We start from the raw sequence: 24,934 nt of genomic DNA, 5'->3' as shown, positions 1-24,934 counted from the left end.
ACTATTAATTATTAGATTGGCGACCCGGAAGGGACTCGAACCCTCGGCCTCTAGCGTGACAGGCTAGCGTTCTAACCAACTGAACTACCGGGCCAAATATAAATTAAAAATTACGAATTAAGAATTAAAAATTATATTAAATTCTTCTCAATAATTCTCAACTTTCAATTATCAATTATCAATTCTCAATTATTAATCGAATCTGGTGGGCGCAATAGGACTTGAACCTATGACCCCCTGCTTGTAAGGCAGGTGCTCTCCCAGCTGAGCTATGCGCCCGTTTGGTGACCCCTAGGGGATTCGAACCCCTGTTACCGCCGTGAAAGGGCGGTGTCTTAACCACTTGACCAAGGGGCCTCATTGGCTCCAGAGGTGGGACTCGAACCCACAACCTACCGGTTAACAGCCGGGTGCTCCACCATTGAGCTACTCTGGAATATTTGCTTTTCAGCGACAGTAATTATGATAGCACATTTTTTTTAATATGTCTATATGTAAAATATTACATTTTTGTTACAATTCTTTTTTATAAATCAATCTCTAAAAAACTTCAACTATATAAACAACAAAAATACCTGTTTAACAAACTTTGATTTCACTATACATTTGGAAATCAATCCTAACTCATTAAAAAAGAATTTCCCTATACACATTAATATACACAAACATATTATACATACAATTATCCATAAAATAGAATTTTTCAAATTTAATCCACCTCCATTTGTTTTTATTATATGCCTTGATAATACTACCTTATGTTAGATATTAAACTATATTAATAAGATTATATAAAATTTTCATATAAAAATTAAAATTAGGTATTATAACCTATATAAAAGAATAAAACTTTAATGATATAATTAAATTTAAAGGAAGTGGTATATTATGAAACAATGTTTAAAATGCGGGAAACTAATTCCTGATAATTCAATTAGAGATTATTGTGATATTTGTTATGAAGTTTATGAAAAATTATTCGATAAAATCAGGGATTATTTGGAAGAGTTTCCAAATGCTACTGCATTTGAAGTTTCAGAATATACAGGTATAGACTTAAAAATAATAAAGGGATTTGTAAATGAGGGAAGATTAATTGAAATAGAAAATGAATCTGTAAATGTTACTTGTAAAAGATGTGGTGCTTTAATTTTATCTAAATATCACGAATACTGCCCAAAGTGTGAAAAAGCTCTACTTAAAGAACTTAATAGTATTAAAGGATATTTTGCCAACAAGGAAAGGGCACAAATGCATTATAAAAAACGAACAAAATAAACCTTAAATTTTCTATAATATCTACTAATTTAGCTGATAAATCCATTTTGTATGCTGGATAATATCTAGTTAAATGAAGTGATATTTCTTTTTTTTATCCACAATTTTTATTTATTTGTGTGCTATTAATGTTTATAAGATGTGAGCTTTTTTATTTGAGAAAAAGTAATTTACAAGAACTTATCCACATATCCATATCAAAAAACAGTTGATAAAGTGGATAACTCTGTGGATAAGTAGTGATAAAAATTATTTATGTCTTATAACTTCAAACCTCTGAATACTATAACCTTCATTTGGACTTATACCTGCTTTTCTTAAAGCAATCCTGATTTGTTCTTCTACTGAATTAACACCTTCTATATTTGGAAGTAATAATCCCTTTCTTCTTCCACTACTTACAATCACACCATATTTTTTTTCATCAAGCTCATCTAAAGAACTAACTAATTCAGGTTTTTTTAATATATCCACAGAATATACTAAATCATCTAATTCATCTTCTTCTACTGGATAAAATCTTGGATCTTCAGTTCCTGCCTTTATTGCATTTTCAATTATTTCTTGTGCAATATTTTCAGTAGTAGGCTCAATTGTACCTATACATCCTCTTAATCTACCATCTTTTTTTATTGAAACAAACACTCCGGCCTTATTGTTTATAAGTTCTGATGATAAGTTAGTTGGAAAATCTATTTTCTTTTTATTTTTTACATAATATTCTAAACTTTTTCTTGCAAGTTTAATATATTCATCTTCTCTTTCTCTTATTTTTCTTATTTTTAAAGTTTTATTTTTATAAAGTTTGTCCAACAATTGTTTATCTCTATCTTTTTTTCCGACATCAATCTTTACTACTCCATATCCCACTCCAAAAGGTCCTTCATATGATAATAAGTCTACCTTAATTTCATATCCATCTATCGCTCCAAGCATTATATCTATTGAACGAAGTCCGCACTGTCCTGCTTTATCACAAAAATTTTCATCTAATCCTATTATTTCTTCTATTTTTTCTTTAACTAAAAATTCAATAATACATTTATCAAACTTCTCACCCTCAGGACTATATCCATATGGTCCATCTGCTTTTAGTCTATGGGATAAATCACCACTAGCAATTACTACAACATTTTCATCACTATCTTCTACTGCTTCTTGAATTGCCTTACCAAAGCTATATAAATCTTCATATGAAAGTAATCCGTATGTAATATGAACGAGTTTATAATGCACATATTCTTTATCAACAAAATATAGTGGAACAATAGTTCCATGATCAAGCTTTGTAGATACTTTATATTCCCTTGCTATTTCATCATTTATGCCAGCACAAACTATTTTTTTCTTTCCAGCATAGACAATGATTTTACTTGCAAGTTCTTGATTATTATCTTTACTTAATTTTACATGTGAAGCACCAAATTCTCCCATATCTCCTTTAAGTTCACTTTTTATTGATATAGCTATCCCATCGCTAAACACTGGACCATGTGGTGTAATTATTATGATTGTCTTTGGTTTTTTATCTTTTATATCCTTTGCTACCTGCTTCATGGCTGTAATTGTACTTTGAATTTTCTTTTCTTCTCCCTTTCCAATTTCCCTTAATATTATTGGAGGATGAGGCATAAGATATGCTCCAACTATTTTACCCATAACTCTATACCTCCTGTATTTTATATCTAAAATTTTTTCATTCAATCTTATTAAAATATCTTAATATACCTATATAAATACTCCAAGCTATTTTTTCCTGATACCACTTATTTTGCAATAATTTTTCCTCATCTGGATTTGATAAAAATCCACACTCTACAAGAACTGTTGGAACTTTAACATTTTGAAGTATATATACATCATTTTTTAGTTTTGCTTTTCTAGTATTTCCATTATCTAATACCCTTATTAATTCATCTTGAATTAATTCAGCTAAAAGTTTACTTTTTTCGCTGTTCTTTGGATAAAATGTTTGTGCTCCATAATATTTAGATTCACTAAAACTATTTAAATGAATACTAATTATCGCATCAGCATTACTTTCATCAAAAAGCTTTTTTCTCTTTTTTAAATCTTCATTTTTTTTCTTTCTTATTGTTCCACTATCACTATATAATCCAACATCTTTATCTCTCGTCATTAATACTAAACTTCCACTTTCTTCTAATAACTTTCTAAGTTTTAAAGATATTTCTAAATTTATATGACTTTCATATACTCCTGTATTCTTTCCAACTGCTCCTCCATCTATTCCACCATGTCCCGGATCTATAATAATTACTTTTCTCAATGTTGGTAGTGAAGTAGCTACAACTACTTTTTTTAAATATCTATAACAATAAATCCCAAAAAATAATAATAAAACAATAGTTAAAAAAGATATTATTGTTCTCTTTTTAATAATTAATACTCTCATTACTTTCCCTCCATTATTCTATATATAGATAGATATGAAGGGAAACTAGTCCTTAATACAATTTTTATAAATACATTTGTCTTTTAAATAAATCACAAAAATAAACAGAAAAGCACCGTACATAATGTACAGTGCTCTTTTGCAAAATATAATTATCTTTTTGAGAACTGTGGAGCTCTTCTTGCAGCTTTTAAGCCGTATTTCTTTCTTTCCTTCATTCTTGGGTCTCTAGTCAAGAATCCTGCTTTCTTTAGTATAGGTCTTAATTGCTCATCTACTTTTAATAAAGCTCTTGAAATACCATGTCTTAATGCTCCAGCTTGACCAGTAAATCCTCCACCTTGTACTTTAGCTATAACATCATATTTTCCTTCTGTTTCAGTTAATACAAGAGGCATTTTTACATCTCTTTTTAAAGTTTCATAATCAAAATAGTCATCTATATCTCTACCATTGATAGTTATTTTACCGCTTCCTGGTAACAATCTTACTCTAGCTACTGATTTTTTTCTTCTACCAGTTCCGTAGTATTGAACTTTAGCCATTTAACTTCCCTCCTTCGACATTTCTCATACCACTATATATCAAGTACTTCTGGTTTTTGTGCTTGATGATTATGTTCTGGTCCTCTATATACCTTTAACTTTTTAATCATCTTTCTTCCTAATCTATTCTTTGGAAGCATACCTTTTACAGCATGGAAAATAACTTTTTCAGGTCTGTTATTCAACATATCTCTGTAAGTTCTTTCTTTAAGTCCTCCTGGATACCCAGTATGCCATCTAAACATTTTCTGATCTAATTTTTTACCAGTTAATTTAACTTTCTCAGCATTAACTATAATTACAAAGTCACCCGTATCTACATGTGGTGTATAAATAGGCTTATGCTTTCCTCTTAAAATAGTAGCAACTTGAGTAGCAAGTCTACCTAATGTTTTACCTTCAGCATCAATAACATACCATTTTCTTTCAACTTCATGTGGTTTTGCTACATATGATTTCATCCGTGTCCCTCCAATCTTACATTCATTATCCGATTATGTCACTATATTATCTAAAATACATTTTTATATCTTAAAAATCCGGGGCTAGTGGATTTTTACAGACATTTTTAAACCATCTTATATTTTAATACATGCTTCCGTGTGTGTCAAGGAATAATTGTATTTTTCTAATAATAAACTTCAGCTAAGTATAATCCTTGCGGTGGAACTGTATGTCCTGCATTTTTCCTATCTTTAGACTTGATAATTTCATCTAATCTGTTTATATTAATTTTTCCAATATTTACATCTAATAAAGTTCCTGTTATTATCCTTACCATATTATATAAAAATCCATTTCCAGTATACTCTAAATTTATAAACTTATCTTCTTTTTTTATATCGATACTGTAAATAACTCTTACAGTATCTTTAACATAACTTCCACTTGACATAAACCCTTTAAAATCATGCTTTCCTATAAAATATTTACTGCTCTCAATAAGCTTATTTATATCTATGGCTCTATTAAAAAAATAGGAATAATTCCTATATATAGGATTTTTTATTTTATCGTTATATATTTTATAGATATATTTTTTCTTCTTAACTGAATATCTAGCATGAAAATCTTCATCTACTTCTTCAGCACCTTTTATGACTATATCTTCTGGTAATATACTATTTAAAGCAACAGCTATTTTATTAACAGGTATAGTAAAATCAGCCTTAAAATTTGCTACCTGTCCAAGTGCATGTACTCCAGCATCAGTTCTACCAGAACCATTTATTCTTATCTCTTTTTTCATAATCTTTTGAAGTGCTTTTTCTATTTCTCCTTGAACAGTCCTTGTGTTTGGTTGAATTTGCCAACCGCTAAAATTTGTTCCATCATAACTAATAGTAAGTTTTACATTTTTCATAAAAACACCCTCTAAAATGGTTGCATTTCCATAAAAATTTAAAATTTAATTCTAATAAAAATACTTAGCCCTACAAATAATACCATCAATATTGAAGCAATCAAATCTCTTTCGTGAAACTTTAGTTGCTTCATTCTAGTCCTATTTTCTCCACCTCTATAACATCTAGCCTCCATAGCCATTGCCAACTCATCAGCTCTTCTAAATGCACTTATAAAAAGCGGTACTAAAAGCGGTATAAGACTTTTTGCCCTTTTAGTTATATTTCCACTTTCAAAATCTGCACCTCTTGCCATTTGTGCTTTCATAATTTTATCTGTCTCTTCAAGTAGTGTAGGAATAAATCTTAAAGCTATTGTCATCATCATTGCCAATTCATGAGCAGGAACACCAAATCTTTTAAAAGGATTTAGCAATATTTCAATGCCATCAGTAAGCTGTATTGGAGAAGTTGTCAATGTAAGTAGTGAAGTACCTATTATAAGAAATATAAGTCTTAAAGCCATAAAAATTGCCATATATACTCCTTCTTTTGTAATTTGAAGCGGTCCTAAAACACATAATACTTCTCCTTTTGTCATAAAAATATTAATTCCAAATGTAATTAATATAATCATAAATATTGGTTTTAATCCTCTCAATATATACTTTAATGGAACTTTCGACAATTTAATAGATAAAGCCAAAAAAGCCACTATTAAAGTATAAGCTCTTATATCATCTATTATGAATAACGAAATTATATATGAAAATGTAGCTAAAATTTTAAATCTTGGGTCTAACCTATGAAGTATTGAACTTGCAGGGTAATATTGTCCTATTGTTATATCTCTAAGCATTTTTCTTACCCCTTATCAGTTTTATTATTTCATACTTTGCTTCTTCGATAGTAAAAATATCATCTCTAATATCAATTCCTATTTCTCTTAGTTTCCTCACTAAATATGTTATCTGTGGTATACCTAATCCTATTTTTTCTAATTCAGCTGCTTGTCTAAATATTTCTCTTGGACTTCCTATTAATGCTATTTTCCCTTTATCCATCACAATTATTTTATCTGCCAATCTTGCTATGTCTTCCATACTGTGTGAAACTAATATAACAGTTATATCATATTTATCATGAAGTTCTTTTATCTGTTTTAAAATCTCTTCTCTTCCTCTAGGGTCAAGTCCAGCTGTAGGTTCATCCAATATTAATACCTCTGGTTTCATTGCAATAACTCCTGCAATTGCTACTCTTCTTCTCTGTCCTCCACTTAATTCAAAAGGAGACCTATCTTTTATATTCTCATAATCTAATCCAACTAAAGTAATTGCTTCTCTAACTCTGTTATTTATTTCTTTTTCCGATAAACCTAAATTAATCGGTCCAAATGCAATGTCTTTAAAAACTGTTTCTTCAAACAACTGATATTCTGGATATTGAAATACTAAGCCGACTTTTTTTCTTATTTCATTTAATTTTACATCTTTACTCGTTATATCAAGACCATTAATAAGTATTTTTCCCGATGTAGGCTTCAAAAGACCATTTAAGTGCTGAATTAATGTTGATTTACCTGAACCTGTATGTCCTATTAAACCTACAAATTCTCCTCTTTCAATTGTAAAATTTACATTTGACAGTGCAATAGTTTCAAATGGACTTTTAGGATTATAAATATGTGTAAGATTTTCTACAATAATTGACATAATTTACTCACCATCTCATCTACTGTTAATATATCTTGAGAAATATTTATTCCCTCTTTTTTAAGACTATGGGCTAACAGTGTTACTTGTGGAACATCAAGCCCTAATTTTTTTAATTTTTCAACTTGTGAAAATATCTCTCTTGGAGTTCCTTCTAATACAATCTGCCCTTTATCCATAACTATTACTCTATCTGCATTTACAGCTTCATCCATAAAATGTGTTATATGAATAATTGTTATCCCTTCTTTATTTAATTTCATTATTGTATCCATTACTTCTTTTCTTCCTAATGGGTCAAGCATAGCAGTCGGTTCATCAAAAATTATACATTCAGGTTTCATAGCAAGCACTCCAGCTATTGCAACTCTCTGTTTTTGACCGCCAGACAAAAGATGAGGAGGTTTTCTTTTGTAACTTTCTATACCTACAGATTTCATTGCATTATCTACTCTCTTCCTTATTTCTAAAGGTTCTATGCCTAGATTTTCTGGACCAAATGCTACATCTTCTTCAACTGTAGTTGCCACTATTTGATTATCAGGATTTTGAAATACCATTCCAGCAGTTCGCCTAATATCCCAAAGCTTATCTTCATCTAAAGTATCCATGTTATTTATATAAACTTTTCCCCCACTTGGAAGCAAAATCGCATTCATAAGTTTTGCAAGTGTTGACTTGCCAGAACCATTATGTCCAATTATAACAACAAATTCACCTTTTTTTATTTCTATTGAAAGATTATTAACTGCACATACCTTCTTATTTTCATCTTTTATATATTCAAATACTAATTTTTTTGTTTCTACCATATTTGTCATAAAGATACCCCACTAATTCAATATTCTCACTAGTATATTATAACCTTTTGATACTCTTAATACAATGTCAAGTTTAAAGTACAATTTTTCAGTTTCAAGCTACAAACTATAAATTATATTTTTCATATTTTAATAGCAAACTTTTAGGTATTTATAATTTTTAATTCTGAACTACTAACTTATCTGATTTTATTTTACTTTACTTAAATACTTTTTTATAAAATACGTAAAATTCTGCACAAAAATTTAAAGGGATTAAGCCTTAAACTTAATCCCTTTAATATCACGTATTAAACTAATTCTATTATAGCCATTGGAGCTGCGTCTCCTCTACGTGGCCCTAATTTATAAATTCTAGTATATCCACCATTTCTATCTTTATACTTTGGAGCTATTTCATCAAATAATGTCTTTACTACTGTTTCATCTAGAACATAAGCAAGTACTTGACGTCTTGCATGAAGGTCTCCTCTTTTTGCAAGAGTTATCATTTTTTCAGCCATCTTACGAGTTTCTTTAGCTCTAGTCTCAGTAGTTTCTATTCGTCCATTTTTTAATAAACTAGTTACAAGATTTCTTAGCATAAGATTTCTATGTGCAGTAGGACGACCTAATTTACGATGTGAAGCCATGTCTTTCCCTCCTTTACACTATCGACAACTACTCATCACTAGGTTTTAAGCTAAGATTTAACTCAGCTAATTTATTTTTAACTTCTTCTAACGACTTCTTACCTAGATTTCTAACTTTCATCATATCTTCTTCAGTTCTTTGCGTTAATTCTTCTACAGTATTAATGCCCGCACGCTTTAGACAATTGTATGAACGAACAGAAAGGTCAAGTTCTTCTATAGTCATTTCAAGAACTTTTTCTTTCTTGTCTTCTTCTTTTTCTACCATAATTTCAACTTCTTCTATATGATCAGTTAAAGTTATAAACAGATTTAAATGTTCGTTCATAATTTTAGCACCTAGGGAAACTGCTTCATCCGGCTTAATACTTCCATCAGTCCAAATTTCTAAAGTAAGTTTATCATAATCAGTTACCTGTCCAACTCTTGTATTTTCAACAGTATAATTCACTTTTCTAACTGGAGTATATATAGAATCCACTGGTATAACTCCTATTGGCATTGTTTCATCTTTATTATTTTCTGCAGAAACGTAACCCCTACCTTTAGAAATTCCCATTTCCATGCTGAGCTTAGCACCTTCTTCTAAAGTTGCAATATGAAGGTCTGTGCTCAATATTTCCACATCAGCATCTGCTATCATATCACCTGCTGTAACTTTACCTGGTCCCTGAGCTTCTATTCTAACTATTTTTGTATCTTCATCTGAGTGAATTTTAGCAGATAACCCCTTTAGATTAAGAATTATTTCAACTACATCTTCTTTAACTCCTGGTATCGTTGAAAACTCATGAAGAACTCCATCTATTTTAATCCACTTAACTGCAACTCCTGGCAGTGATGATAGAAGAATTCTTCTTAAACTATTTCCTAATGTTATCCCATATCCTCTTTCTAAAGGCTCTACAACAAATTTACCATACGTGTAGTCATCTGCCATTTCTACACATTCTATTTTTGGCTTTTCTATTTCTATCACGATTTTACCACCCCTCTTAATCATCTGATCAGTTTACAGTTAACAGTTTAAAGGCTACATCACAATTATCGACACAGACTACATATATTAAAAGGTCTGCAACTGTCAACTGTTAACCGTTAACTTCATATTTTACGAGGGTAACTGATTCTAATATATTAATCTAATTAAATATATTATCTAGAGTATAACTCTACTATTAAGTGTTCTTCTATTGGAAGATCTATATCTTCTCTTGTTGGCACAGCAACAACTTTTCCTTTTAAATTCTCCATATCAACTTCCAACCACTTAGGAGTATTAACTGCCTTTTCTTTTAATTCTTTAAACTTTGGTGAAGAAACACTCTTTTCCTTCACTTGTATTACATCTCCAACATTAACTAACATAGAAGGAATATTAGCTTTATGTCCGTTCAAAGTAAAATGTCCATGTCTTACTAATTGTCTAGCTTCTTTTCTTGATGAAGCAAATCCAAGTCTATAAACTACATTATCTAATCTTCTTTCAAGAATAGATAATAAATTTTCACCAGTAATTCCTGCTTGCTTTTCAGCTAATTCATAATATTTTCTAAATTGAGTTTCTAAAACTCCATAATATCTCTTAACTTTTTGCTTTTCTCTCAACTGAACTCCATAGTTAGAAAGTTTTGCTCTTCTAGCACCATGTTGTCCTGGAGCACTTCCTCTTCTAGTTATAGCACATTTATCTGTATAACATCTTTCTCCTTTAAGATATAGTTTAATTCCTTCTCTACGACATTGTCTACAAGATGGTCCTGTATATCTTGCCATTTTCTCTTTACACCTCCTACCTTTCTACTATTATACTCTTCTACGCTTTGGTGGTCTACAACCGTTGTGTGGTATTGGAGTAACATCTTTAATTAGACTTATTTCTAATCCAGCAGCTTGAAGAGATCTTATAGCAGCTTCTCTACCTGCACCTGGTCCTTTTACATATACTTCAACAGTTTTTAACCCATGTTCCATAGCAGCTTTCGCAGCTTGTTCTGCTGCCATTTGTGCAGCAAAAGGAGTTGATTTTCTAGAACCTTTAAAACCGCAGTTACCTGCACTTGACCAAGCTATTGCGTTGCCAGCCATATCAGTAATAGTAACTATAGTATTATTAAAAGTTGATTGAATATGTGCTTGACCACGCTCTATATTTTTACGCTCACGTCTTTTCCTACGTGTAGTACGTCCCTTCTTAGCAACCATTACTTAACCTCCTTATCTATTTCTTCTTACGTCCTACAGTTTTTCTCGGACCTTTTGCTGTTCTTGCATTAGTCTTAGTTCTCTGTCCTCTTACTGGAAGACCTTTTCTATGACGAATACCTCTATAACAACCTATTTCTTTTAATCTCTTAATATTTAGAGCAATTTCTCTTCTTAAATCACCTTCAACAGTATATTCATTGTCTATAATATTTCTAAGTTTACTTACTTCTTCTTCAGTTAAATCCTTTACTCTTGTGTCAAAGTCTATCCCTGCTTTTTTCAAAATTTCTTGCGAAGTTGGTCTACCAATACCATAGATATAAGTAAGACCAATTTCTACTCTTTTATCTCTTGGTAAGTCTACACCAGCTATTCTGGCCATTTACTCTACACCTCCTAAATGAATATTTAGCTACTACATCTATTAAATCAATTCCGCTCAGGATGATATTTGCACTTAGAAATAACTCTTTATTTTATGCAGCCGCTCAAGTTATTTCCAAAAAAACATTATACTAAAATTTTTTCTAAATTACCACATAATTTTTCCTAACCTTGCTTTTGCTTATGTTTTGGATTTTCACAAATAACCATTACTTTACCTTTTCTTTTTATTATCTTACATTTTTCACATATAGGTTTTACTGATGGTCTTACTTTCATCATTACCCCTCCTTCATCACTTACCACGCCAAATAATTCTACCTCTAGTTAAATCGTATGGAGATAATTCTAGAGTTACTTTATCACCAGGTAGTATTCTGATAAAATTCATTCTAAGTTTTCCAGATATATGTGCTAAAACTTCGTGTCCATTTTCAAGTTTTACTTTAAACATGGCATTAGGTAGAGCCTCAACTACTGTACCTTTAACCTCTATAGCATCACTTTTTGCCATTAGGAATCATACCTCCTATTCCTGAGGATAACTTAATCCAAATTTTTCAATTTCACGTCTAAGGATTAAGTTAGTAATTCTCTTTTTCTCATTATATCTCTCTTGAACTTCCTTACTTACTAGATTGTATTTGGACAAATGTTTTATTTTCTTTTTCTTAGGTTTTTCAATCTTTCTAAGATCTCCATCTGCTATTAGTACGTAAAGGTCATCTATAATATCTACTACTATAAAAATTCTATCTTTATCTCTTCCAGCTTTTGATTTTACTATTTGACCTATAGTAACTTCCCTTGTACTTTGCAAAGTATACACCTCTTTACATTTAATTATAACTTTGTTAGTATTATGGGTTCATCCTCTGTAATAGCTATTGTATGTTCATAGTGCGCAGATAATTTTCCATCTAAAGTTACAACAGTCCAATTATCTAAAAGCGTCTTTACTTTATAGGTGCCCATATTTACCATAGGTTCAATAGCAAAAACCATACCTTTTCTAAGTCTAGGTCCTTTACCCGGCGGTCCAAAATTAAGTATTTGAGGGTCTTCATGCATATTAGTTCCTATTCCATGTCCCACATAATCTCTAACAACTGAAAAACCATTTTTTTCAACATGTGTCTGTATTGCATGAGAAATATCAGATAATCTGTAACCCTCTTTACAATACTTTAATCCTTCATAAAAACTTTCTCTTGTAACATCTATAAGCCTTTGTGCTTCTTCACTTATATTTCCTACCGGATGAGTTTTTGCCGAGTCTCCATAGTAACCATTATAGATGGCACCTATATCTATACTAATAATATCACCATCTTTTAGCTTTTTTAACCCGGGAATCCCATGTACTACTTCTTCATTAATTGACGTACATATACTCGCAGGGAAGCCACCGTATCCTTTAAAAGCAGGTATTCCACCAAGCTTTCTAATTTCACTTTCAGCTATCTCATCAAGTTCTTTTGTCGTAATACCTGGTTTTATATATTCTTTTAATTTTTCATGTGTTTTAGCTACAATTCTACCTGCTTCTCTCATCAATTCAATTTCTTTATCAGACTTAATAATTATCATTACTTTTCGCTCCCTAGGGCTAATACTATATCTTCAAAAACTTTTTTAATATCCTGCTCTCCATTAATATCAACTAATATCCCCTTGTTATTATAATAATCTATCAATGGAGCAGTTTCTTTTAAATATACTTCAATTCTTTTAGCCACTGTTTCTTCTTTATCATCACTTCTTTGATAAAGCTGCCCACCGCACACATCACATTTTCCACTTTCTTTTGGTGGATTAAATTCTATGTGATATGCTCTGCCACATTCTTTACATATTCTTCTTCCAACTGCTCTATTGACAAGTATCTCCTTGTCTACTTTAATATTTAATACTTTGTTTAGAGATACATTCATTTTTTCAAGTACCTTATCAAGCGATTTTGCTTGATTTACAGTTCTTGGAAAACCATCAAGTAAAAATCCGTTTTTACAGTCATCTTCTTTTAATCTATCTTCAACAATAGCCACAACTAATTCATCAGGAACTAATAAACCTTTATCCATGTATTCTTTTGCTTTTTTTCCAAGTTCAGTTCCTTCTTTAATATTTTTTCTAAATATGTCACCTGTTGATATATGTGGTATATTATATTTTTCTACTATACTTGAAGCCTGAGTTCCTTTCCCAGCTCCAGGTGGACCTAATAATATCAATCTCATTTTTTATCATCTCCCGGCTCTAGTTATTAAGGGCATGGGGATTTATCCCCATACACCTATCTTAAGAAACCTTGATAATGTCTCATTACCATTTGAGCTTCTATTTGCTTCATTGTTTCAAGTGCAACACCCACAGCTATCAATAATGATGTTCCACCAAATCTAAATTGTATATTAGTAAAGTTTAATATTATTGATGGCATCACAGCTATAATAGCTAAGAATATTCCACCTGCTAATGTCAGTCTTGTTAATGTTCTCTCAAGGTATTCTGATGTAGGTTTACCCGGTCTTATACCCGGTATAAATCCTCCATTTTGTTTCATACTATTTGCTACTTCTACTGGATTAAAAGTAACTGCAGTATAGAAGTAAGTAAAGAAGATGATAAGTACTGCATATAATATGTTATATATCCAAACTCCAGGATTACCAGTTGGAGATAAATATTTACTTACAAAAGCTGCAAATCCTCCACCTTGAAAGAAATAAGTAAGTGTAAGAGGAAATTGCAACAGTGATATTGCAAAAATTACTGGAATTACTCCAGCTTGATTTACTTTTAAAGGTATATGTGTACTATGTCCACCATACATTTTTCTTCCTACAACTCTTTTGGCATATTGAACAGGTATTTTTCTAGTACCCTGTTGAATAGCTACTACACTAGCTATAATTAAAACTGCCAACACTGCAAATATAATTAATGAAACTATTGAAACTTGACCTACTTGTACTTTTAAAGCAGTTTGATAAATTGCAACTGGAATTCTTGAAATAATACCTGCAAATATAATTAATGAGATACCATTTCCAATTCCTTTTTCTGTTATTTGTTCTCCAAGCCACATTAAAAATGCTGTTCCAGCAGCAAGTGTAATTACTACTACTGAAATAGACCAAAAGCTTGTAGAAATTAAAGCTTTTCTAAATAAACCAATACTTATACCGATAGCTTGGATTATAGCCAATATTACCGTACCATATCTTGTATATTGAGCCATTTTTCTTCTTCCAGCCTCTCCCTCTTTAGCAAGAGCCTCAAGACTAGGAATAGCAATTGTTAAAAGCTGCATTATAATTGATGCAGTAATATAAGGCGAAATACTAAGTGCAAATATTGTAAACCTTTTAAATGCTCCACCGGAAATGAAGTTAAAAAATTCAAATAAACCGCCTTGTCCTGTAAACATACTTTTAATTATTTCTCTGTTCATTCCTGGAACTGGTATATTGGCTCCTAATCTAAATATAGCAAGCATCATTAAAGTATAAAGTATTCTCTTTCTTAAATCAGGTATTTTCCAAGCATTTTTAAGGGTAGATACCACCTTAAATCACCTCTGCCTTTCCTCCAGCAGCCTCAATCTTTTCTATGGCAGACTTGCTGAATTTATGTGCTTTGATAGTAAGCTTCTTTTGAAGCTCTCCATCACCAAGTACTTTAAGGCCATATTTAATTTTCTTAATCACACCAGCTTCTTTTAAAAGCTCTGGAGTAACTTCTGTACCATCTTCAAATCTATTTAAATCCATTAGGTTTACAATAGTCCACTCTTTCTTGAATGGATTTTTAAAACCTCTCTTTGGAAGTCTTCTATAAAGAGGCATTTGGCCACCTTCAAATCCAGGTCTAACACCTCCACCTGAACGTGCCTTTTGTCCTTTTTGACCACGGCCAGCTGTCTTACCTTGTCCAGTAGCTGTACCTCTACCTAATCTTTTTCTATTTTTAACAGCTCCTTTTGCTGGTCTTAATTCATGAAGTTTCATACTTGCACCTCCTTCAAACTATATTTCTTCAACCTCTACTAGATGACTTACTTTGTGAATCATACCTCTTATTTGAGGATTATCAGGTTTTTCTACAGTTTGTCTTATCTTCCTTAAGCCTAATGCTTCTATAGTTTTTCTATGTTGCGGCTTAGTACCGATTGTACTTCTAACCAAAGTAATTTTCAATTTGTTAGCCAAGGTATTCCCCCCCTAACCTAAGATTTCTTCAACAGTTTTGCCTCTTAATTTAGCAACTTCTTCAACTGTTCTAAGCTGTTTTAATCCATCTATAGTAGCGTTAACCATATTTCTTGAATTGTTACTTCCAATAGATTTAGCTCTAACATCTTTAATTCCAGCTAATTCTAATACCGCACGAACAGGACCACCAGCAATAACTCCTGTACCTTCATTTGCTGGCATTATTAATACTTTTCCTGCACCGAAATGACCTAAAACTTCATGAGGTATTGTAGTTCCAACTCTTGGTACATAAATTAAATTTTTCTTAGCATCTTGAATAGCTTTTCTAATGGCATTTGGAACTTCCAATGCCTTACCTGTACCTATACCTACGTGTCCGTTTTCATCTCCAACTACAACTAAAGCACTAAATCTAAAGTTTCTACCACCCTTAACAACTTTTACAACACGATTTATAGCAACAACTTTTTCTTTAAGATCAAGTTTGCTAGCATCTATTCTCTTACGGCGCATTTATTTCCCTCCCTCTGTTAAAATTCTAGACCTGCTTCTCTAGCTCCTTCAGCTAATTCTTTTACTCTACCATGATAAATATATCCGCCTCTATCGAAAACTACTGATTTAATACCTTTTTCAATAGCTCTTTTTCCAACAAGATTGCCTACTAATTTAGCAGCCTCCTTGTTTCCAGTATGAGAAACTTTTTCTTTTATATCTTTGTCTAAGCTTGAAGCAGAAACAAGAGTAACGCCATTTACATCATCTATAACTTGTGCATAAATATTATTATTACTTCTAAAAACATTTAGTCTTGGACGTTCAGGAGTTCCAAACACTTTTCTACGAACTCTACGATGTCTTCTCTTTCTCTTAGAGTTACTACTTGGCTTAGTAATCATTACTCTTCACTCCTTTCTATTACTTACCAGCTTTACCTTCTTTACGTCTTATATGCTCACCAGCATATCTAATACCTTTGCCTTTATATGGCTCAGGTGGTCTTAAATCTCTAATCTTAGCCGCATAATTTCCAACTAATTGCTTATCTATTCCTTTAACTATTATTTCAGTTTGTGAAGGTACTTCAGTTGTTATTCCTTCTGGGTCTTCCATTTCTACTGGATGGGAGAAACCTAAAGTTAAATTAAGCTTCTTACCTTGTTTAGACGCACGATATCCAACACCAACTATTTCTAATTTCTTTTCAAATCCTTTAGTAACACCTTCAACCATATTTGCTATTAAAGCTCTTGAAAGTCCATGTAAAGCTCTATGCATTTTATTGTCTGAAGGTCTCTCAACAGTTATTACATTATCATTTATATTAACAGTTATATCTGGATTAATATCTTGCTTTAACTCACCTTTAGGTCCTTTAACTGTAACTACATTTTTTTCATCTACAGTTACTTGAACGCCTTCTGGTATAGTGATTGGCTTTCTACCTACCCTTGACATTTTTACACCTCCTATGCCATTAATCTCTTAATTACCATACGTAGCAAATTACTTCTCCACCTACTCCTAATTTGCGTGCTTCTTTATCAGTTATAACGCCACTAGAAGTAGAAAGAATTGCTATTCCTAGTCCTCCAAGAACTTTTGGAACTTCATCTTTCTTAGCATATACCCTTAAACCAGGTTTAGAAATTCTCTTCAAACCTGTAATAACTTTTTCTTTATTAGGACCGTACTTTAATTGAATTCTTATTATTCCTTGCTTTCCGTCATCTATAACATCAAACCCTTTTATAAATCCTTCTTCTAATAGAATGCTAGCAATACGCTTTTTCATATTAGAAGCTGGTATATCTACTGTTTCATGTTTTACCATATTAGCATTTCTAATGCGTGTAAGCATATCTGCAATTGGATCTGTCATAGTCATAATTATTACCTCCTTCCCAGTTTACCAACTTGCCTTTCTTACTCCAGGTATTTGTCCTTTATAAGCTAATTCTCTAAAACAAATACGGCAAATTCCAAATTTTCTTAAATAAGCATGTGGTCTACCACATATTCTACATCTATTGTACTCTCTAGTAGAATACTTTTGTTTTCTTTGTTGCTTTACTTTAAGAGCTTTACGTGCCACTACTTTCCCTCCTTATTATTTTCTAAATGGCATTCCCATCAATTTTAGTAACTCACGAGCTTCTTCATCAGTCTTTGCAGTTGTTACTATAATAATATCCATACCTCTAACCTTTTCTACTTCATCATAGTTGATTTCAGGGAATATTAGCTGCTCTTTAACTCCTAATGCATAATTTCCTCTTCCATCGAATGAATTAGGATTTATTCCTCTAAAGTCTCTAACCCTTGGCAGTGCAATTGTAATTAATCTATCTAAAAATTCATACATTCTTTCTCCTCTAAGAGTTACCTTTGCACCTACCGGCATACCTGTACGAACTTTGAAGTTAGCAACAGACTTTTTAGCTCTTGTTATAACAGGTTTCTGACCTGTAATTGTCGCAAGATCTTTAACAGCTGCATCTAAAAGTTTACGATTGTCTTTAGCATCACCTAGTCCCATGTTTATAACAATTTTTTCAACTTTAGGAACTTCCATAATGTTTTTATATTGGAATTTTTCCATTAAAGCTTTAACAACTTCGCTTTTATACTTTTCTCTCAATCTAGCCACTTATTTTACCTCCCTTCGAAGAACGGATTAATCTAATACTTCTCCTGTTTTAGCTGATACTCTTACTTTTTTTCCGTTTTCTAATGTTTTATATCTAACTCTTACACCCTTTTTAGCCTTTGAATCATAAAGCATAACATTTGAAACGTGAATTGGAGCTTCCATTTCTATAATTCCAGCTTGTTGAACTTTAGGTGTAGGTTTTTGATGTTTTTTAACCATATTTACACCTTCAACAAGTACTCTTTCTTTCTTAGGAAAAACCTGTAATACTTTTCCAATTTTACCTTTATCTTTACCTGCAATTACCACTACAGTGTCACCTTTTTTTACGTGCATTCATTCCACCTCCTAGACTATAGTACTTCAGGAGCTAATGATACTATTTTCATAAATTGTTTATCTCTTAACTCTCTAGCAACCGGTCCAAATATACGAGTCCCTACAGGAGACTTGTCATCTTTTACTATAACAGCTGCATTTTCATCAAATTTAATATAACTTCCATCTTTTCTTCTTAATCCTTGTTTACTTCTTACTACAACCGCTTTAACTACTTGCCCTTTTTTAACAACTCCGCCTGGCGTTGCCTTTTTAACTGAACAAACTATTACATCTCCAATATTAGCATATCTTCTACCTGATCCGCCCAAAACTCTAATACATAAAAGCTCCTTTGCACCAGAGTTGTCAGCAACAGTTAGACGAGTTTCTTGTTGTATCATTTGAATACCTCCCCTCGTATCCTACTTAACACGTTCTATAATATCTGTAACTCTCCATCTTTTTTCTTTGCTTAAAGGTCTAGTTTCCATTATTCTAACCTTGTCACCTATTCTACATTCATTATTTTCATCATGAGCCTTAAATTTCTTAGTTCTCTTAACGGCTTTTCCATATAGAGGATGACGAACGAAATCTTCAACAGCTACTACAACTGTCTTATCCATCTTATCGCTCACAACGCGTCCAACTCTTACTTTTCTTCTTCCTCTTTCCACGATGTTACCTCCCTCCGCAGTTCTTATTTAACTCCCTTTAGCTCTCTTTCTCTTAATATTGTTTTAACACGAGCAATATCCTTTTTAACATGCTTTATTCTCATAGGATTTTCTAATTGTCCCGTAGCTAGCTGAAATCTCAAGTTGAACAATTCAGCTTTTAAGTCATTAAGTTTATTTGATAACTCTTGTGAAGTCATTTCACGTAACTTACTAGCTTTCATTCGCTTCACCATCCTTTTCTAACGCATCCTGGCGTGTCACGAATTTACATTTAATAGGTAATTTCATAGCAGCTAGCCTCATAGCTTCCCTAGCTAATTCCTCATTTACGCCAGCTAATTCAAACATAATTCTACCTGGTTTAACAACTGCTACCCAATATTCTGGTGAACCCTTACCAGCACCCATACGAGTTTCAGCTGGCTTTTGTGTTACAGGCTTATGTGGGAAGATTTTAATCCAAACCTTTCCACCTCTTTTAATACGTCTGTTTATAGCAACCCTCGCTGCTTCGATTTGGTTTGAAGTTATCCAAGCTGGTTCTAAAGCCATCAAACCATATTCTCCGTATGTTATAGTATTACCTCTAGTGGCTTTACCCTTCATTCTGCCTCTATGAACCCTACGACGCTTAACTCTTTTAGGCATTAACATGCTACATATCCTCCTTCCTTGACCAAATCCTATCTATCTTCTTTTTTTCTAGTCTTATTTCTTCTTCTATTTTCTCTTCTTTGCTTTTTTGTTTCTTCACTTACACCAGGAAGTACTTCACCTTTGTATATCCAAACTTTGACACCAATTTTTCCATATGTTGTGTCAGCTTCAGCAAATCCATAATCTATATCTGCTCTTAAAGTTGATAATGGCACATTACCTTCACTATAACTTTCAGTTCTAGCCATTTCTGCTCCATTTAATCTTCCTGATACAGCAATTTTTATACCACGAGCACCAGCTTTCATAGCTCTACCCATAGCCTGTTTCATAGCTCTTCTGAATGAAATCCTTCTCTCTATTGCATAAGCTACACTTTCAGCAACCAATTGTGAATCTATTTCAGGCTTCTTAACTTCATTAATATCTATATGAACAGTCTTTCCTGTTAATTTAACTAATTCTTTTTTAAGCTGTTCAATATTTTCTCCACCTTTACCTACAACCATACCAGGCTTAGATGTAAATATTTTAATATTAACTCTAGTATTTGCTGCTCTTTCAATTAATATTTTTGAAATTCCAGCTGTATACAACTTGTTCTTAATGTGTTTTCTAATTTTGTAGTCTTCTATTAATAAATCTGCAAAATTTTTCTTATCTGCAAACCACTTTGAATCCCAGTCTTTTATTATTCCGACCCTTAATCCATGCGGACTTACCTTTTGACCCATACATTTTCCCTCCTTCTATTCCTTTTCTCTTAAAACAACTCCTACATGACTAGTTCTTCTCAATATTGGGTTAGCTCTTCCCATAGAACCAGCTTTCCATCTCTTCATAGTAGGTCCTTGATTTGCATATACTTCAGCTATATATAAACTATCTCTATCCATGTTGTGATTATTTTCAGCATTAGCCATAGCTGATTCAATAACTTTAATAAATACTTTCGCACCTCTTCTTGGAGTAAACTTAAGTATTGCTATAGCTTCATTTGCATTCTTTCCTCTTATCATATCTGCAATAGGTTTTAATTTTCTAGGAGAGATTCTTATATATTTTGCAATAGCTCTAGCTTCCACGCTATTACCTCCTTCCTTTGCTAAAAAAAGTTATTATTTTTTAACTTTACTAGTTTTATCTCCTGCATGCCCTCTAAATGTTCTAGTAGGCGCAAATTCTCCTAACTTATGACCAACCATATCTTCAGTTATATATACAGGCACATGCTTTCTTCCATCATGTACAGCTATAGTATGACCAATCATTTGTGGAAATATAGTTGAAGCTCTTGACCAAGTCTTTATTACTTTCTTTTCCCCAGATTCGTTCATCTCTTCTATTCTTCTTAAAAGCTTAGGATCTACAAAAGGTCCTTTCTTTAGAGATCTACCCATATCCGACTAATCCTCCTTTCGCTTTGTTAGGCAACGCATTTAAACTCAATAACGCATCTATAACTAAACATATTATTTCTTTCTACGTCTAACAATAAATTTATCTGAAGGCTTATTTTTCTTTCTAGTTTTATATCCAAGTGTTGGTTTACCCCAAGGTGTAACTGGTGTCGGTCTACCAATTGGCGCTCTACCTTCTCCACCACCGTGTGGATGGTCATTAGGGTTCATAACAGAACCTCTTACTGTAGGTCTTATACCCATATGTCTCTTTCTACCTGCTTTACCTATAGTGATATTTTCATGATCTAAATTACCTACTTGTCCGATAGTTGCTTTACATTCTATACTTATAAGTCTTACCTCTGAAGATGGCATTCTAACATGTGCATATTTACCTTCTTTAGCCATTAATTGTGCTGCTGTTCCAGCCGCTCTTACTAACTGTCCGCCTTTTCCAGGCTTAAGCTCAATGTTGTGAATCATTGTACCAACAGGTATATCTTTTAATTTTAATGCATTACCCGGCTTAATATCTGCACCCTGTCCGGAAATCACTGTATCTCCAACTGATAAATTATGTGGAGCTATTATATATCTTTTTTCACCATCTGCATAAGTTAGCAATGCAATATTCGCTGATCTATTTGGATCGTATTCTATAGCAGTAACCTTCGCAGGTATTCCATCTTTATCTCTTTTAAAATCAATAATTCTATATTTAGTCTTTACTCCGCCTCCTCTATGGCGAACTGTAATTCTACCTTGATTATTTCTACCTGAATGTTTCTTCAAAGTAATTGTTAGTGACTTTTCAGGCTCTTTTTTTGTTATTTCCTCGAAAGTAGAAACAGTCATCTGTCTAACACCTGGAGACGTTGGTTTGAACTTTTTGATACCCATTTCGCTTTCCCTCCTTCTACCTTGACAATATCTACCTACATACCTTCAAAGAATTCAATTTCTTTGCTGTCTTTAGTTAGTTTTACTATAGCTTTTTTCCAACTTCTTGTCTTTCCAACGTATCTACCCATTCTCTTTTCTTTACCTACAACTTTTATAGTATTAACTTTTTCAACATTTACACCAAATATCTTTTCTACAGCTTGCTTTATTTCTGTTTTATTAGCTCTTTTATCTACTTCAAAAGTATACTTCTTTTCAGCCATTTGCGCCATACTATTCTCTGTAATAACCGGCCTTATTATGATATCGTAAGGTGTTTTCATTATACGTACACCTCCTCTATCTTTTGTACCGCTTCCTTAGTAACCACAAATGTATCATGATTTAATATATCATATACATTTAATGTGTTTACTAGCGTTGTTTTAACACCCTTTATATTTCTAGCTGACTTAATTACATTTTCATCTTTTGCAGCTAAAACAACTAAAACTTTCTTAGAAGCATTTATATTTTTTAATATATTTACCATATCTTTAGTTTTAGGCACATTCATTGTCAATTCATCTAAAACTATTATTTCATTATTTTTAACTTTAGAACTTAGAGCTGATTTCATAGCTAATCTTTTAACTTTCTTTGGCAATTTGTAACTATAATCTCTTGGTTTTGGTGCAAATACTACTCCACCACCAATCCACTGAGGCGCTCTTATACTACCTTGACGAGCTCTACCTGTTCCTTTTTGTCTCCAAGGCTTTCTTCCACCGCCTCTTACTTCAGCTCTAGTCTTTGCTGATTGAGTACCTTGCCTTTGATTAGCAAGATAATTTTTTACCGCTTCATATAAAACATGTTCATTTACTTCTATTCCAAATATACCGTCATTTAACTCTATTTCTCCTACACGCTGTCCAGAAACATTTAATACATCTATCTTAGGCACTTTACATCCTCCTCTCTTTACCAAGAATATTACTTGCTATTCTTAACAGCCTCTTTTATTATAACCATTCCACCCTTAGGTCCTGGAATAGCTCCCTTAATTAATATAAGATTTCTTTCAGTATCAACTCTAACTATTTCTAAATTTTGAATAGTTACTCTTTCATTTCCCATTCTACCAGCCATTGTCTGACCTTTAAATACTCTTGATGGGAATGATGATGCTCCTAAAGAACCAACACCTCTATGATATTTTGAACCGTGGCTCATTGGTCCTCTACCTTGATTATGTCTCTTAATAGGACCTTGTGTACCTTTACCTTTTGAAGTGCCCACAACATCAACTTTTTCTCCAACTTCAAATATATCTACCTTAATTTCTTGTCCTAAACTGTAAGCACTTGTATCCTCTACTCTAAATTCTCTAATATATTTCTTTGGAGTTACTCCAGCTTTCTCAAAATGCCCTTTTACCGGCTTATTAACTCTTTTGCTTTTTTTATCTTCGAAAGCAACTTGAATAGCTTTATATCCATCATTTTCTTCTGTTTTTATTTGCGTTACATAAACAGGTCCAGCCTGAACAACTGTAACAGGAACTACATTGCCTTCTTCTGTAAAAACTTGTGTCATTCCTATTTTTTTACCAAGAATCCCTTTCATATTTTACACCTCCCATTAATCTTACAGCGGATTACATAGTAATGCAATCATACTAAGATAGGTAGGCTTACAAATTTATATAAACCTAATATCTTAGCAATTTTCATTATAATTTAATTTCAATATTTACTCCAGCTGGTAAATCCAATTTCATCAATGAATCTATTGTCTTAGGAGTAGGTCTTAAAATGTCAATCAATCTCTTATGAGTTCTCATTTCAAACTGTTCTCTAGAATCTTTGTACTTATGAACTGCTCTTAAAATAGTTATTATTTGTTTTTCTGTTGGAAGCGGTACTGGACCAGAAACTTCAGCACCAGTTCTCTTTGCAGTTTCAACTATTTTCGCAGCTGATTGATCAAGTACTTTGTGATCATAAGATTTTAATCTTATTCTTATTTTTTGACTTTTATTTGCCATCTTTTTCCCTCCTTTTCATCGCACGCATTAATAATATTTACGTACGACCGGAACCAACGTACACTCTCCCGGGTGTTTGCATGATTTCCTCAAAAAAGAACCGAGAGAATTAGTTCCATGTCGCCCGATTCATGAACGGACATTCTCAACAGAAATTCCCCAACTCTTGGCAACCTTCTGTATCATCGCAGTCCAAACACACACCTTAATATTATATACTAACTTATATAATTTATCAAGGTATTGTTAATTATTCAGAATTTTTAAATTTAATTTATTAAATTCCCTATTTTATTTAAAATATGCAAACCTAGAAGAAAAAACTTCTAGGTTTGCATTATAGTCTAATAGCTATTACTCAATAATTTTAGCAACAGCACCTGCTCCTACTGTTCTACCACCTTCACGAATTGCAAATCTTAATCCTTCTTCGATTGCAATTGGTGTGATAAGTTCTATTTCCATTTCTACGTTGTCGCCAGGCATACACATTTCTGTTCCTTCTGGTAATGTGATTGTTCCTGTAACGTCTGTTGTTCTAAAATAAAATTGTGGTCTGTATCCATTAAAGAATGGTGTATGTCTTCCACCTTCTTCTTTCTTAAGTACGTATACTTGTGCTTTGAATTTAGTATGTGGCTTGATTGTTCCTGGCTTTGCAAGTACCATTCCTCTTTCTACTTCGTCTCTTTGTACACCTCTTAATAATGCTCCTATGTTATCTCC

At 32.4% G+C, this 24,934-nt stretch carries 41 protein-coding genes, 4 tRNA genes and 1 pseudogene; 1 reads left to right on the top strand and 45 read right to left on the bottom strand.

The features are described from left to right. Window positions 1–17: 17 nt before the first annotated feature. The 4 genes from BUA90_RS11400 to BUA90_RS11385 form a co-directional block, all read right to left on the bottom strand. A tRNA-Asp gene (locus tag BUA90_RS11400) sits at window positions 18–94 on the bottom strand. 109 nt (window positions 95–203) lie between these two features. After that, window positions 204–279: transfer RNA gene (locus tag BUA90_RS11395), tRNA-Val, on the bottom strand. Between the two features lie 3 nt (window positions 280–282). Next, window positions 283–357, bottom strand: a tRNA-Glu gene (locus tag BUA90_RS11390). A gap of 4 nt (window positions 358–361) precedes the next feature. After that, window positions 362–436, bottom strand: a tRNA-Asn gene (locus BUA90_RS11385). Between the two features lie 452 nt (window positions 437–888). Between BUA90_RS11385 and BUA90_RS11380 the strand changes: the two genes are divergently transcribed. Beyond that, window positions 889–1,278 (top strand): hypothetical protein, encoded by a 390-nt coding sequence (locus BUA90_RS11380; protein WP_072968708.1) that lies wholly within the window; start codon window positions 889–891, stop codon window positions 1,276–1,278. A 249-nt stretch (window positions 1,279–1,527) separates the two neighbouring features. Here the strand turns inward: BUA90_RS11380 and amrA are convergent, their stop codons facing one another. The 41 genes and pseudogenes from amrA to BUA90_RS11175 form a co-directional block, all read right to left on the bottom strand. Then, the gene (gene amrA / locus BUA90_RS11375) at window positions 1,528–2,937 is read right to left on the bottom strand and encodes an AmmeMemoRadiSam system protein A (protein WP_072968706.1); all 1,410 of its coding nucleotides are present in this window, start codon (window positions 2,935–2,937) and stop codon (window positions 1,528–1,530) included. Between the two features lie 37 nt (window positions 2,938–2,974). Next, a complete protein-coding gene (gene cwlD, locus BUA90_RS11370; RefSeq protein WP_072968704.1) occupies window positions 2,975–3,694 on the bottom strand; it encodes an N-acetylmuramoyl-L-alanine amidase CwlD in 720 nt (239 codons plus the stop codon). A 152-nt stretch (window positions 3,695–3,846) separates the two neighbouring features. After that, on the bottom strand, window positions 3,847–4,239 hold the full coding sequence (rpsI, locus tag BUA90_RS11365) for a 30S ribosomal protein S9 (protein WP_072968702.1): 393 nt from the start codon (window positions 4,237–4,239) through the stop codon (window positions 3,847–3,849). Between the two features lie 32 nt (window positions 4,240–4,271). Continuing rightward, complete coding sequence (gene rplM, locus BUA90_RS11360) at window positions 4,272–4,700, bottom strand: 50S ribosomal protein L13 (protein ID WP_072968700.1); 429 nt, start codon at window positions 4,698–4,700, stop codon at window positions 4,272–4,274. Between the two features lie 167 nt (window positions 4,701–4,867). Beyond that, window positions 4,868–5,602 (bottom strand): tRNA pseudouridine(38-40) synthase TruA, encoded by a 735-nt coding sequence (truA, locus tag BUA90_RS11355; protein WP_072968698.1) that lies wholly within the window; start codon window positions 5,600–5,602, stop codon window positions 4,868–4,870. Between the two features lie 38 nt (window positions 5,603–5,640). After that, a complete protein-coding gene (locus tag BUA90_RS11350) occupies window positions 5,641–6,441 on the bottom strand; it encodes an energy-coupling factor transporter transmembrane component T family protein (RefSeq protein WP_072968696.1) in 801 nt (266 codons plus the stop codon). Continuing rightward, on the bottom strand, window positions 6,434–7,297 hold the full coding sequence (locus tag BUA90_RS11345; protein WP_072968694.1) for an energy-coupling factor transporter ATPase: 864 nt from the start codon (window positions 7,295–7,297) through the stop codon (window positions 6,434–6,436). The genes BUA90_RS11350 and BUA90_RS11345 overlap by 8 nt, the downstream gene beginning before the upstream one ends. Further along, on the bottom strand, window positions 7,282–8,118 hold the full coding sequence (locus tag BUA90_RS11340; RefSeq protein WP_072968692.1) for an energy-coupling factor transporter ATPase: 837 nt from the start codon (window positions 8,116–8,118) through the stop codon (window positions 7,282–7,284). Before BUA90_RS11340 ends, BUA90_RS11345 begins: the two co-directional genes overlap by 16 nt. A gap of 290 nt (window positions 8,119–8,408) precedes the next feature. Beyond that, window positions 8,409–8,750 carry a 50S ribosomal protein L17 gene (gene rplQ / locus BUA90_RS11335; RefSeq protein WP_072968690.1) on the bottom strand — a complete coding sequence of 114 codons (342 nt, stop codon included), beginning with the start codon at window positions 8,748–8,750 and terminating at the stop codon, window positions 8,409–8,411. A gap of 28 nt (window positions 8,751–8,778) precedes the next feature. After that, a complete protein-coding gene (locus BUA90_RS11330; RefSeq protein WP_072968688.1) occupies window positions 8,779–9,729 on the bottom strand; it encodes a DNA-directed RNA polymerase subunit alpha in 951 nt (316 codons plus the stop codon). A 176-nt stretch (window positions 9,730–9,905) separates the two neighbouring features. Then, window positions 9,906–10,526, bottom strand: a complete 621-nt coding sequence (gene rpsD / locus BUA90_RS11325) for a 30S ribosomal protein S4 (RefSeq protein WP_072968686.1) — start codon at window positions 10,524–10,526, stop codon at window positions 9,906–9,908. A gap of 30 nt (window positions 10,527–10,556) precedes the next feature. Then, window positions 10,557–10,955 carry a 30S ribosomal protein S11 gene (gene rpsK, locus BUA90_RS11320; RefSeq protein WP_072968684.1) on the bottom strand — a complete coding sequence of 133 codons (399 nt, stop codon included), beginning with the start codon at window positions 10,953–10,955 and terminating at the stop codon, window positions 10,557–10,559. 16 nt (window positions 10,956–10,971) lie between these two features. After that, window positions 10,972–11,340 carry a 30S ribosomal protein S13 gene (rpsM, locus tag BUA90_RS11315; protein WP_072968682.1) on the bottom strand — a complete coding sequence of 123 codons (369 nt, stop codon included), beginning with the start codon at window positions 11,338–11,340 and terminating at the stop codon, window positions 10,972–10,974. 167 nt (window positions 11,341–11,507) lie between these two features. Then, window positions 11,508–11,621 (bottom strand): 50S ribosomal protein L36, encoded by a 114-nt coding sequence (gene rpmJ, locus BUA90_RS11310; protein WP_008516283.1) that lies wholly within the window; start codon window positions 11,619–11,621, stop codon window positions 11,508–11,510. 16 nt (window positions 11,622–11,637) lie between these two features. Next, complete coding sequence (infA, locus tag BUA90_RS11305; protein WP_072968680.1) at window positions 11,638–11,856, bottom strand: translation initiation factor IF-1; 219 nt, start codon at window positions 11,854–11,856, stop codon at window positions 11,638–11,640. A gap of 15 nt (window positions 11,857–11,871) precedes the next feature. Continuing rightward, the gene (locus BUA90_RS11300; RefSeq protein ID WP_072968678.1) at window positions 11,872–12,162 is read right to left on the bottom strand and encodes a KOW domain-containing RNA-binding protein; all 291 of its coding nucleotides are present in this window, start codon (window positions 12,160–12,162) and stop codon (window positions 11,872–11,874) included. 23 nt (window positions 12,163–12,185) lie between these two features. Beyond that, entirely contained in the window at window positions 12,186–12,932 is a 747-nt protein-coding gene (gene map, locus BUA90_RS11295; protein ID WP_072968676.1) for a type I methionyl aminopeptidase, read from the bottom strand. After that, on the bottom strand, window positions 12,932–13,582 hold the full coding sequence (locus tag BUA90_RS11290; protein ID WP_072968673.1) for an adenylate kinase: 651 nt from the start codon (window positions 13,580–13,582) through the stop codon (window positions 12,932–12,934). The genes map and BUA90_RS11290 overlap by 1 nt, the downstream gene beginning before the upstream one ends. A 56-nt stretch (window positions 13,583–13,638) precedes the next feature. After that, window positions 13,639–14,913 (bottom strand): preprotein translocase subunit SecY, encoded by a 1,275-nt coding sequence (gene secY, locus BUA90_RS11285; protein WP_072968671.1) that lies wholly within the window; start codon window positions 14,911–14,913, stop codon window positions 13,639–13,641. 1 nt (window position 14,914) lies between these two features. Further along, a complete protein-coding gene (rplO, locus tag BUA90_RS11280) occupies window positions 14,915–15,355 on the bottom strand; it encodes a 50S ribosomal protein L15 (protein WP_072968669.1) in 441 nt (146 codons plus the stop codon). Window positions 15,356–15,373: 18 nt separating this feature from the next. Beyond that, the gene (rpmD, locus tag BUA90_RS11275; protein WP_072968667.1) at window positions 15,374–15,556 is read right to left on the bottom strand and encodes a 50S ribosomal protein L30; all 183 of its coding nucleotides are present in this window, start codon (window positions 15,554–15,556) and stop codon (window positions 15,374–15,376) included. Window positions 15,557–15,568: 12 nt separating this feature from the next. Then, the gene (rpsE, locus tag BUA90_RS11270; protein ID WP_072968665.1) at window positions 15,569–16,075 is read right to left on the bottom strand and encodes a 30S ribosomal protein S5; all 507 of its coding nucleotides are present in this window, start codon (window positions 16,073–16,075) and stop codon (window positions 15,569–15,571) included. Between the two features lie 17 nt (window positions 16,076–16,092). Continuing rightward, window positions 16,093–16,461, bottom strand: coding sequence for a 50S ribosomal protein L18 (gene rplR, locus BUA90_RS11265; RefSeq protein ID WP_072968663.1), 369 nt, complete (start codon window positions 16,459–16,461; stop codon window positions 16,093–16,095). A gap of 19 nt (window positions 16,462–16,480) precedes the next feature. Beyond that, complete coding sequence (gene rplF, locus BUA90_RS11260) at window positions 16,481–17,020, bottom strand: 50S ribosomal protein L6 (protein ID WP_072968661.1); 540 nt, start codon at window positions 17,018–17,020, stop codon at window positions 16,481–16,483. Between the two features lie 31 nt (window positions 17,021–17,051). Beyond that, on the bottom strand, window positions 17,052–17,450 hold the full coding sequence (gene rpsH, locus BUA90_RS11255) for a 30S ribosomal protein S8 (protein WP_072968659.1): 399 nt from the start codon (window positions 17,448–17,450) through the stop codon (window positions 17,052–17,054). Window positions 17,451–17,471: 21 nt separating this feature from the next. Next, window positions 17,472–17,657, bottom strand: a complete 186-nt coding sequence (locus BUA90_RS11250) for a type Z 30S ribosomal protein S14 (RefSeq protein WP_072968657.1) — start codon at window positions 17,655–17,657, stop codon at window positions 17,472–17,474. A gap of 15 nt (window positions 17,658–17,672) precedes the next feature. Further along, window positions 17,673–18,212, bottom strand: a complete 540-nt coding sequence (gene rplE / locus BUA90_RS11245) for a 50S ribosomal protein L5 (RefSeq protein WP_072968655.1) — start codon at window positions 18,210–18,212, stop codon at window positions 17,673–17,675. Window positions 18,213–18,239: 27 nt separating this feature from the next. Beyond that, entirely contained in the window at window positions 18,240–18,551 is a 312-nt protein-coding gene (rplX, locus tag BUA90_RS11240) for a 50S ribosomal protein L24 (RefSeq protein ID WP_072968653.1), read from the bottom strand. 17 nt (window positions 18,552–18,568) lie between these two features. Further along, entirely contained in the window at window positions 18,569–18,937 is a 369-nt protein-coding gene (rplN, locus tag BUA90_RS11235; protein WP_072968651.1) for a 50S ribosomal protein L14, read from the bottom strand. Window positions 18,938–18,958: 21 nt separating this feature from the next. Further along, window positions 18,959–19,213: a 30S ribosomal protein S17 gene (gene rpsQ / locus BUA90_RS11230; protein ID WP_094756878.1), complete on the bottom strand. Its 255-nt coding sequence runs from the start codon at window positions 19,211–19,213 to the stop codon at window positions 18,959–18,961. Window positions 19,214–19,236: 23 nt separating this feature from the next. After that, window positions 19,237–19,437, bottom strand: coding sequence for a 50S ribosomal protein L29 (rpmC, locus tag BUA90_RS11225; protein WP_072968647.1), 201 nt, complete (start codon window positions 19,435–19,437; stop codon window positions 19,237–19,239). Next, on the bottom strand, window positions 19,427–19,870 hold the full coding sequence (rplP, locus tag BUA90_RS11220; RefSeq protein WP_072968645.1) for a 50S ribosomal protein L16: 444 nt from the start codon (window positions 19,868–19,870) through the stop codon (window positions 19,427–19,429). The genes rpmC and rplP overlap by 11 nt, the downstream gene beginning before the upstream one ends. Window positions 19,871–19,902: 32 nt before the next feature. Further along, window positions 19,903–20,607, bottom strand: a pseudogene (rpsC, locus tag BUA90_RS11215) (30S ribosomal protein S3); the annotation flags it as partial. Window positions 20,608–20,622: 15 nt separating this feature from the next. Next, entirely contained in the window at window positions 20,623–20,958 is a 336-nt protein-coding gene (rplV, locus tag BUA90_RS11210) for a 50S ribosomal protein L22 (protein ID WP_072968642.1), read from the bottom strand. Window positions 20,959–20,991: 33 nt separating this feature from the next. Continuing rightward, window positions 20,992–21,273, bottom strand: a complete 282-nt coding sequence (rpsS, locus tag BUA90_RS11205; RefSeq protein WP_072968640.1) for a 30S ribosomal protein S19 — start codon at window positions 21,271–21,273, stop codon at window positions 20,992–20,994. A gap of 72 nt (window positions 21,274–21,345) precedes the next feature. Further along, entirely contained in the window at window positions 21,346–22,176 is an 831-nt protein-coding gene (gene rplB, locus BUA90_RS11200; protein WP_072968638.1) for a 50S ribosomal protein L2, read from the bottom strand. A gap of 35 nt (window positions 22,177–22,211) precedes the next feature. Beyond that, on the bottom strand, window positions 22,212–22,502 hold the full coding sequence (rplW, locus tag BUA90_RS11195) for a 50S ribosomal protein L23 (RefSeq protein ID WP_072968636.1): 291 nt from the start codon (window positions 22,500–22,502) through the stop codon (window positions 22,212–22,214). Then, complete coding sequence (gene rplD, locus BUA90_RS11190; protein ID WP_072968634.1) at window positions 22,502–23,125, bottom strand: 50S ribosomal protein L4; 624 nt, start codon at window positions 23,123–23,125, stop codon at window positions 22,502–22,504. The genes rplW and rplD overlap by 1 nt, the downstream gene beginning before the upstream one ends. Window positions 23,126–23,154: 29 nt before the next feature. Beyond that, entirely contained in the window at window positions 23,155–23,787 is a 633-nt protein-coding gene (gene rplC / locus BUA90_RS11185) for a 50S ribosomal protein L3 (protein ID WP_072968632.1), read from the bottom strand. A 106-nt stretch (window positions 23,788–23,893) separates the two neighbouring features. Continuing rightward, a complete protein-coding gene (rpsJ, locus tag BUA90_RS11180; protein WP_072968630.1) occupies window positions 23,894–24,208 on the bottom strand; it encodes a 30S ribosomal protein S10 in 315 nt (104 codons plus the stop codon). A gap of 354 nt (window positions 24,209–24,562) precedes the next feature. After that, window positions 24,563–24,934 (bottom strand): EF-Tu C-terminal domain-related protein (locus BUA90_RS11175; RefSeq protein WP_465220313.1); only part of this gene is annotated, 372 nt, incomplete at its 5' end.

It is taken from the genome of Caminicella sporogenes DSM 14501, assembly GCF_900142285.1.
GTDB classification, from domain to species: domain Bacteria; phylum Bacillota; class Clostridia; order Peptostreptococcales; family Caminicellaceae; genus Caminicella; species Caminicella sporogenes.
This window is presented reverse-complemented; position numbering and strand designations above follow the sequence as displayed.

What these genes read in the sequence shown, in the direction of transcription:
- rplR (WP_072968663.1), bottom strand. Translation starts at nt 16,461, where the DNA reads ATGATTACTAAGCCAAGTAGTAACTCTAAGAGAAAGAGAAGACATCGT.
- truA (WP_072968698.1), bottom strand. Translation starts at nt 5,602, where the DNA reads ATGAAAAATGTAAAACTTACTATTAGTTATGATGGAACAAATTTTAGC.
- rplQ (WP_072968690.1), bottom strand. Translation starts at nt 8,750, where the DNA reads ATGGCTTCACATCGTAAATTAGGTCGTCCTACTGCACATAGAAATCTT.
- rplF (WP_072968661.1), bottom strand. Translation starts at nt 17,020, where the DNA reads ATGTCAAGGGTAGGTAGAAAGCCAATCACTATACCAGAAGGCGTTCAA.
- cwlD (WP_072968704.1), bottom strand. Translation starts at nt 3,694, where the DNA reads ATGAGAGTATTAATTATTAAAAAGAGAACAATAATATCTTTTTTAACT.
- map (WP_072968676.1), bottom strand. Translation starts at nt 12,932, where the DNA reads ATGATAATTATTAAGTCTGATAAAGAAATTGAATTGATGAGAGAAGCA.
- infA (WP_072968680.1), bottom strand. Translation starts at nt 11,856, where the DNA reads ATGGCAAAAAGTGATGCTATAGAGGTTAAAGGTACAGTAGTTGAGGCT.
- BUA90_RS11290 (WP_072968673.1), bottom strand. Translation starts at nt 13,582, where the DNA reads ATGAGATTGATATTATTAGGTCCACCTGGAGCTGGGAAAGGAACTCAG.
- rplX (WP_072968653.1), bottom strand. Translation starts at nt 18,551, where the DNA reads ATGCACGTAAAAAAAGGTGACACTGTAGTGGTAATTGCAGGTAAAGAT.
- rplB (WP_072968638.1), bottom strand. Translation starts at nt 22,176, where the DNA reads ATGGGTATCAAAAAGTTCAAACCAACGTCTCCAGGTGTTAGACAGATG.
- rplC (WP_072968632.1), bottom strand. Translation starts at nt 23,787, where the DNA reads ATGAAAGGGATTCTTGGTAAAAAAATAGGAATGACACAAGTTTTTACA.
- rpsJ (WP_072968630.1), bottom strand. Translation starts at nt 24,208, where the DNA reads ATGGCAAATAAAAGTCAAAAAATAAGAATAAGATTAAAATCTTATGAT.
- rpsE (WP_072968665.1), bottom strand. Translation starts at nt 16,075, where the DNA reads ATGCGCCGTAAGAGAATAGATGCTAGCAAACTTGATCTTAAAGAAAAA.
- rpmC (WP_072968647.1), bottom strand. Translation starts at nt 19,437, where the DNA reads ATGAAAGCTAGTAAGTTACGTGAAATGACTTCACAAGAGTTATCAAAT.
- rplN (WP_072968651.1), bottom strand. Translation starts at nt 18,937, where the DNA reads ATGATACAACAAGAAACTCGTCTAACTGTTGCTGACAACTCTGGTGCA.
- rpmJ (WP_008516283.1), bottom strand. Translation starts at nt 11,621, where the DNA reads ATGAAAGTAAGACCATCAGTAAAACCTATATGTGAAAAATGTAAGATA.
- BUA90_RS11350 (WP_072968696.1), bottom strand. Translation starts at nt 6,441, where the DNA reads ATGCTTAGAGATATAACAATAGGACAATATTACCCTGCAAGTTCAATA.
- rpsS (WP_072968640.1), bottom strand. Translation starts at nt 21,273, where the DNA reads ATGGGTAGATCTCTAAAGAAAGGACCTTTTGTAGATCCTAAGCTTTTA.
- BUA90_RS11380 (WP_072968708.1), top strand. Translation starts at nt 889, where the DNA reads ATGAAACAATGTTTAAAATGCGGGAAACTAATTCCTGATAATTCAATT.
- rpsD (WP_072968686.1), bottom strand. Translation starts at nt 10,526, where the DNA reads ATGGCAAGATATACAGGACCATCTTGTAGACAATGTCGTAGAGAAGGA.
- BUA90_RS11340 (WP_072968692.1), bottom strand. Translation starts at nt 8,118, where the DNA reads ATGACAAATATGGTAGAAACAAAAAAATTAGTATTTGAATATATAAAA.
- rplO (WP_072968669.1), bottom strand. Translation starts at nt 15,355, where the DNA reads ATGAAACTTCATGAATTAAGACCAGCAAAAGGAGCTGTTAAAAATAGA.
- rpsH (WP_072968659.1), bottom strand. Translation starts at nt 17,450, where the DNA reads ATGACTATGACAGATCCAATTGCAGATATGCTTACACGCATTAGAAAT.
- rplP (WP_072968645.1), bottom strand. Translation starts at nt 19,870, where the DNA reads ATGTTAATGCCTAAAAGAGTTAAGCGTCGTAGGGTTCATAGAGGCAGA.
- BUA90_RS11345 (WP_072968694.1), bottom strand. Translation starts at nt 7,297, where the DNA reads ATGTCAATTATTGTAGAAAATCTTACACATATTTATAATCCTAAAAGT.
- rplW (WP_072968636.1), bottom strand. Translation starts at nt 22,502, where the DNA reads ATGAAAACACCTTACGATATCATAATAAGGCCGGTTATTACAGAGAAT.
- rpsK (WP_072968684.1), bottom strand. Translation starts at nt 10,955, where the DNA reads ATGGTTGCTAAGAAGGGACGTACTACACGTAGGAAAAGACGTGAGCGT.
- rpsM (WP_072968682.1), bottom strand. Translation starts at nt 11,340, where the DNA reads ATGGCCAGAATAGCTGGTGTAGACTTACCAAGAGATAAAAGAGTAGAA.
- rpsI (WP_072968702.1), bottom strand. Translation starts at nt 4,239, where the DNA reads ATGGCTAAAGTTCAATACTACGGAACTGGTAGAAGAAAAAAATCAGTA.
- rplM (WP_072968700.1), bottom strand. Translation starts at nt 4,700, where the DNA reads ATGAAATCATATGTAGCAAAACCACATGAAGTTGAAAGAAAATGGTAT.
- amrA (WP_072968706.1), bottom strand. Translation starts at nt 2,937, where the DNA reads ATGGGTAAAATAGTTGGAGCATATCTTATGCCTCATCCTCCAATAATA.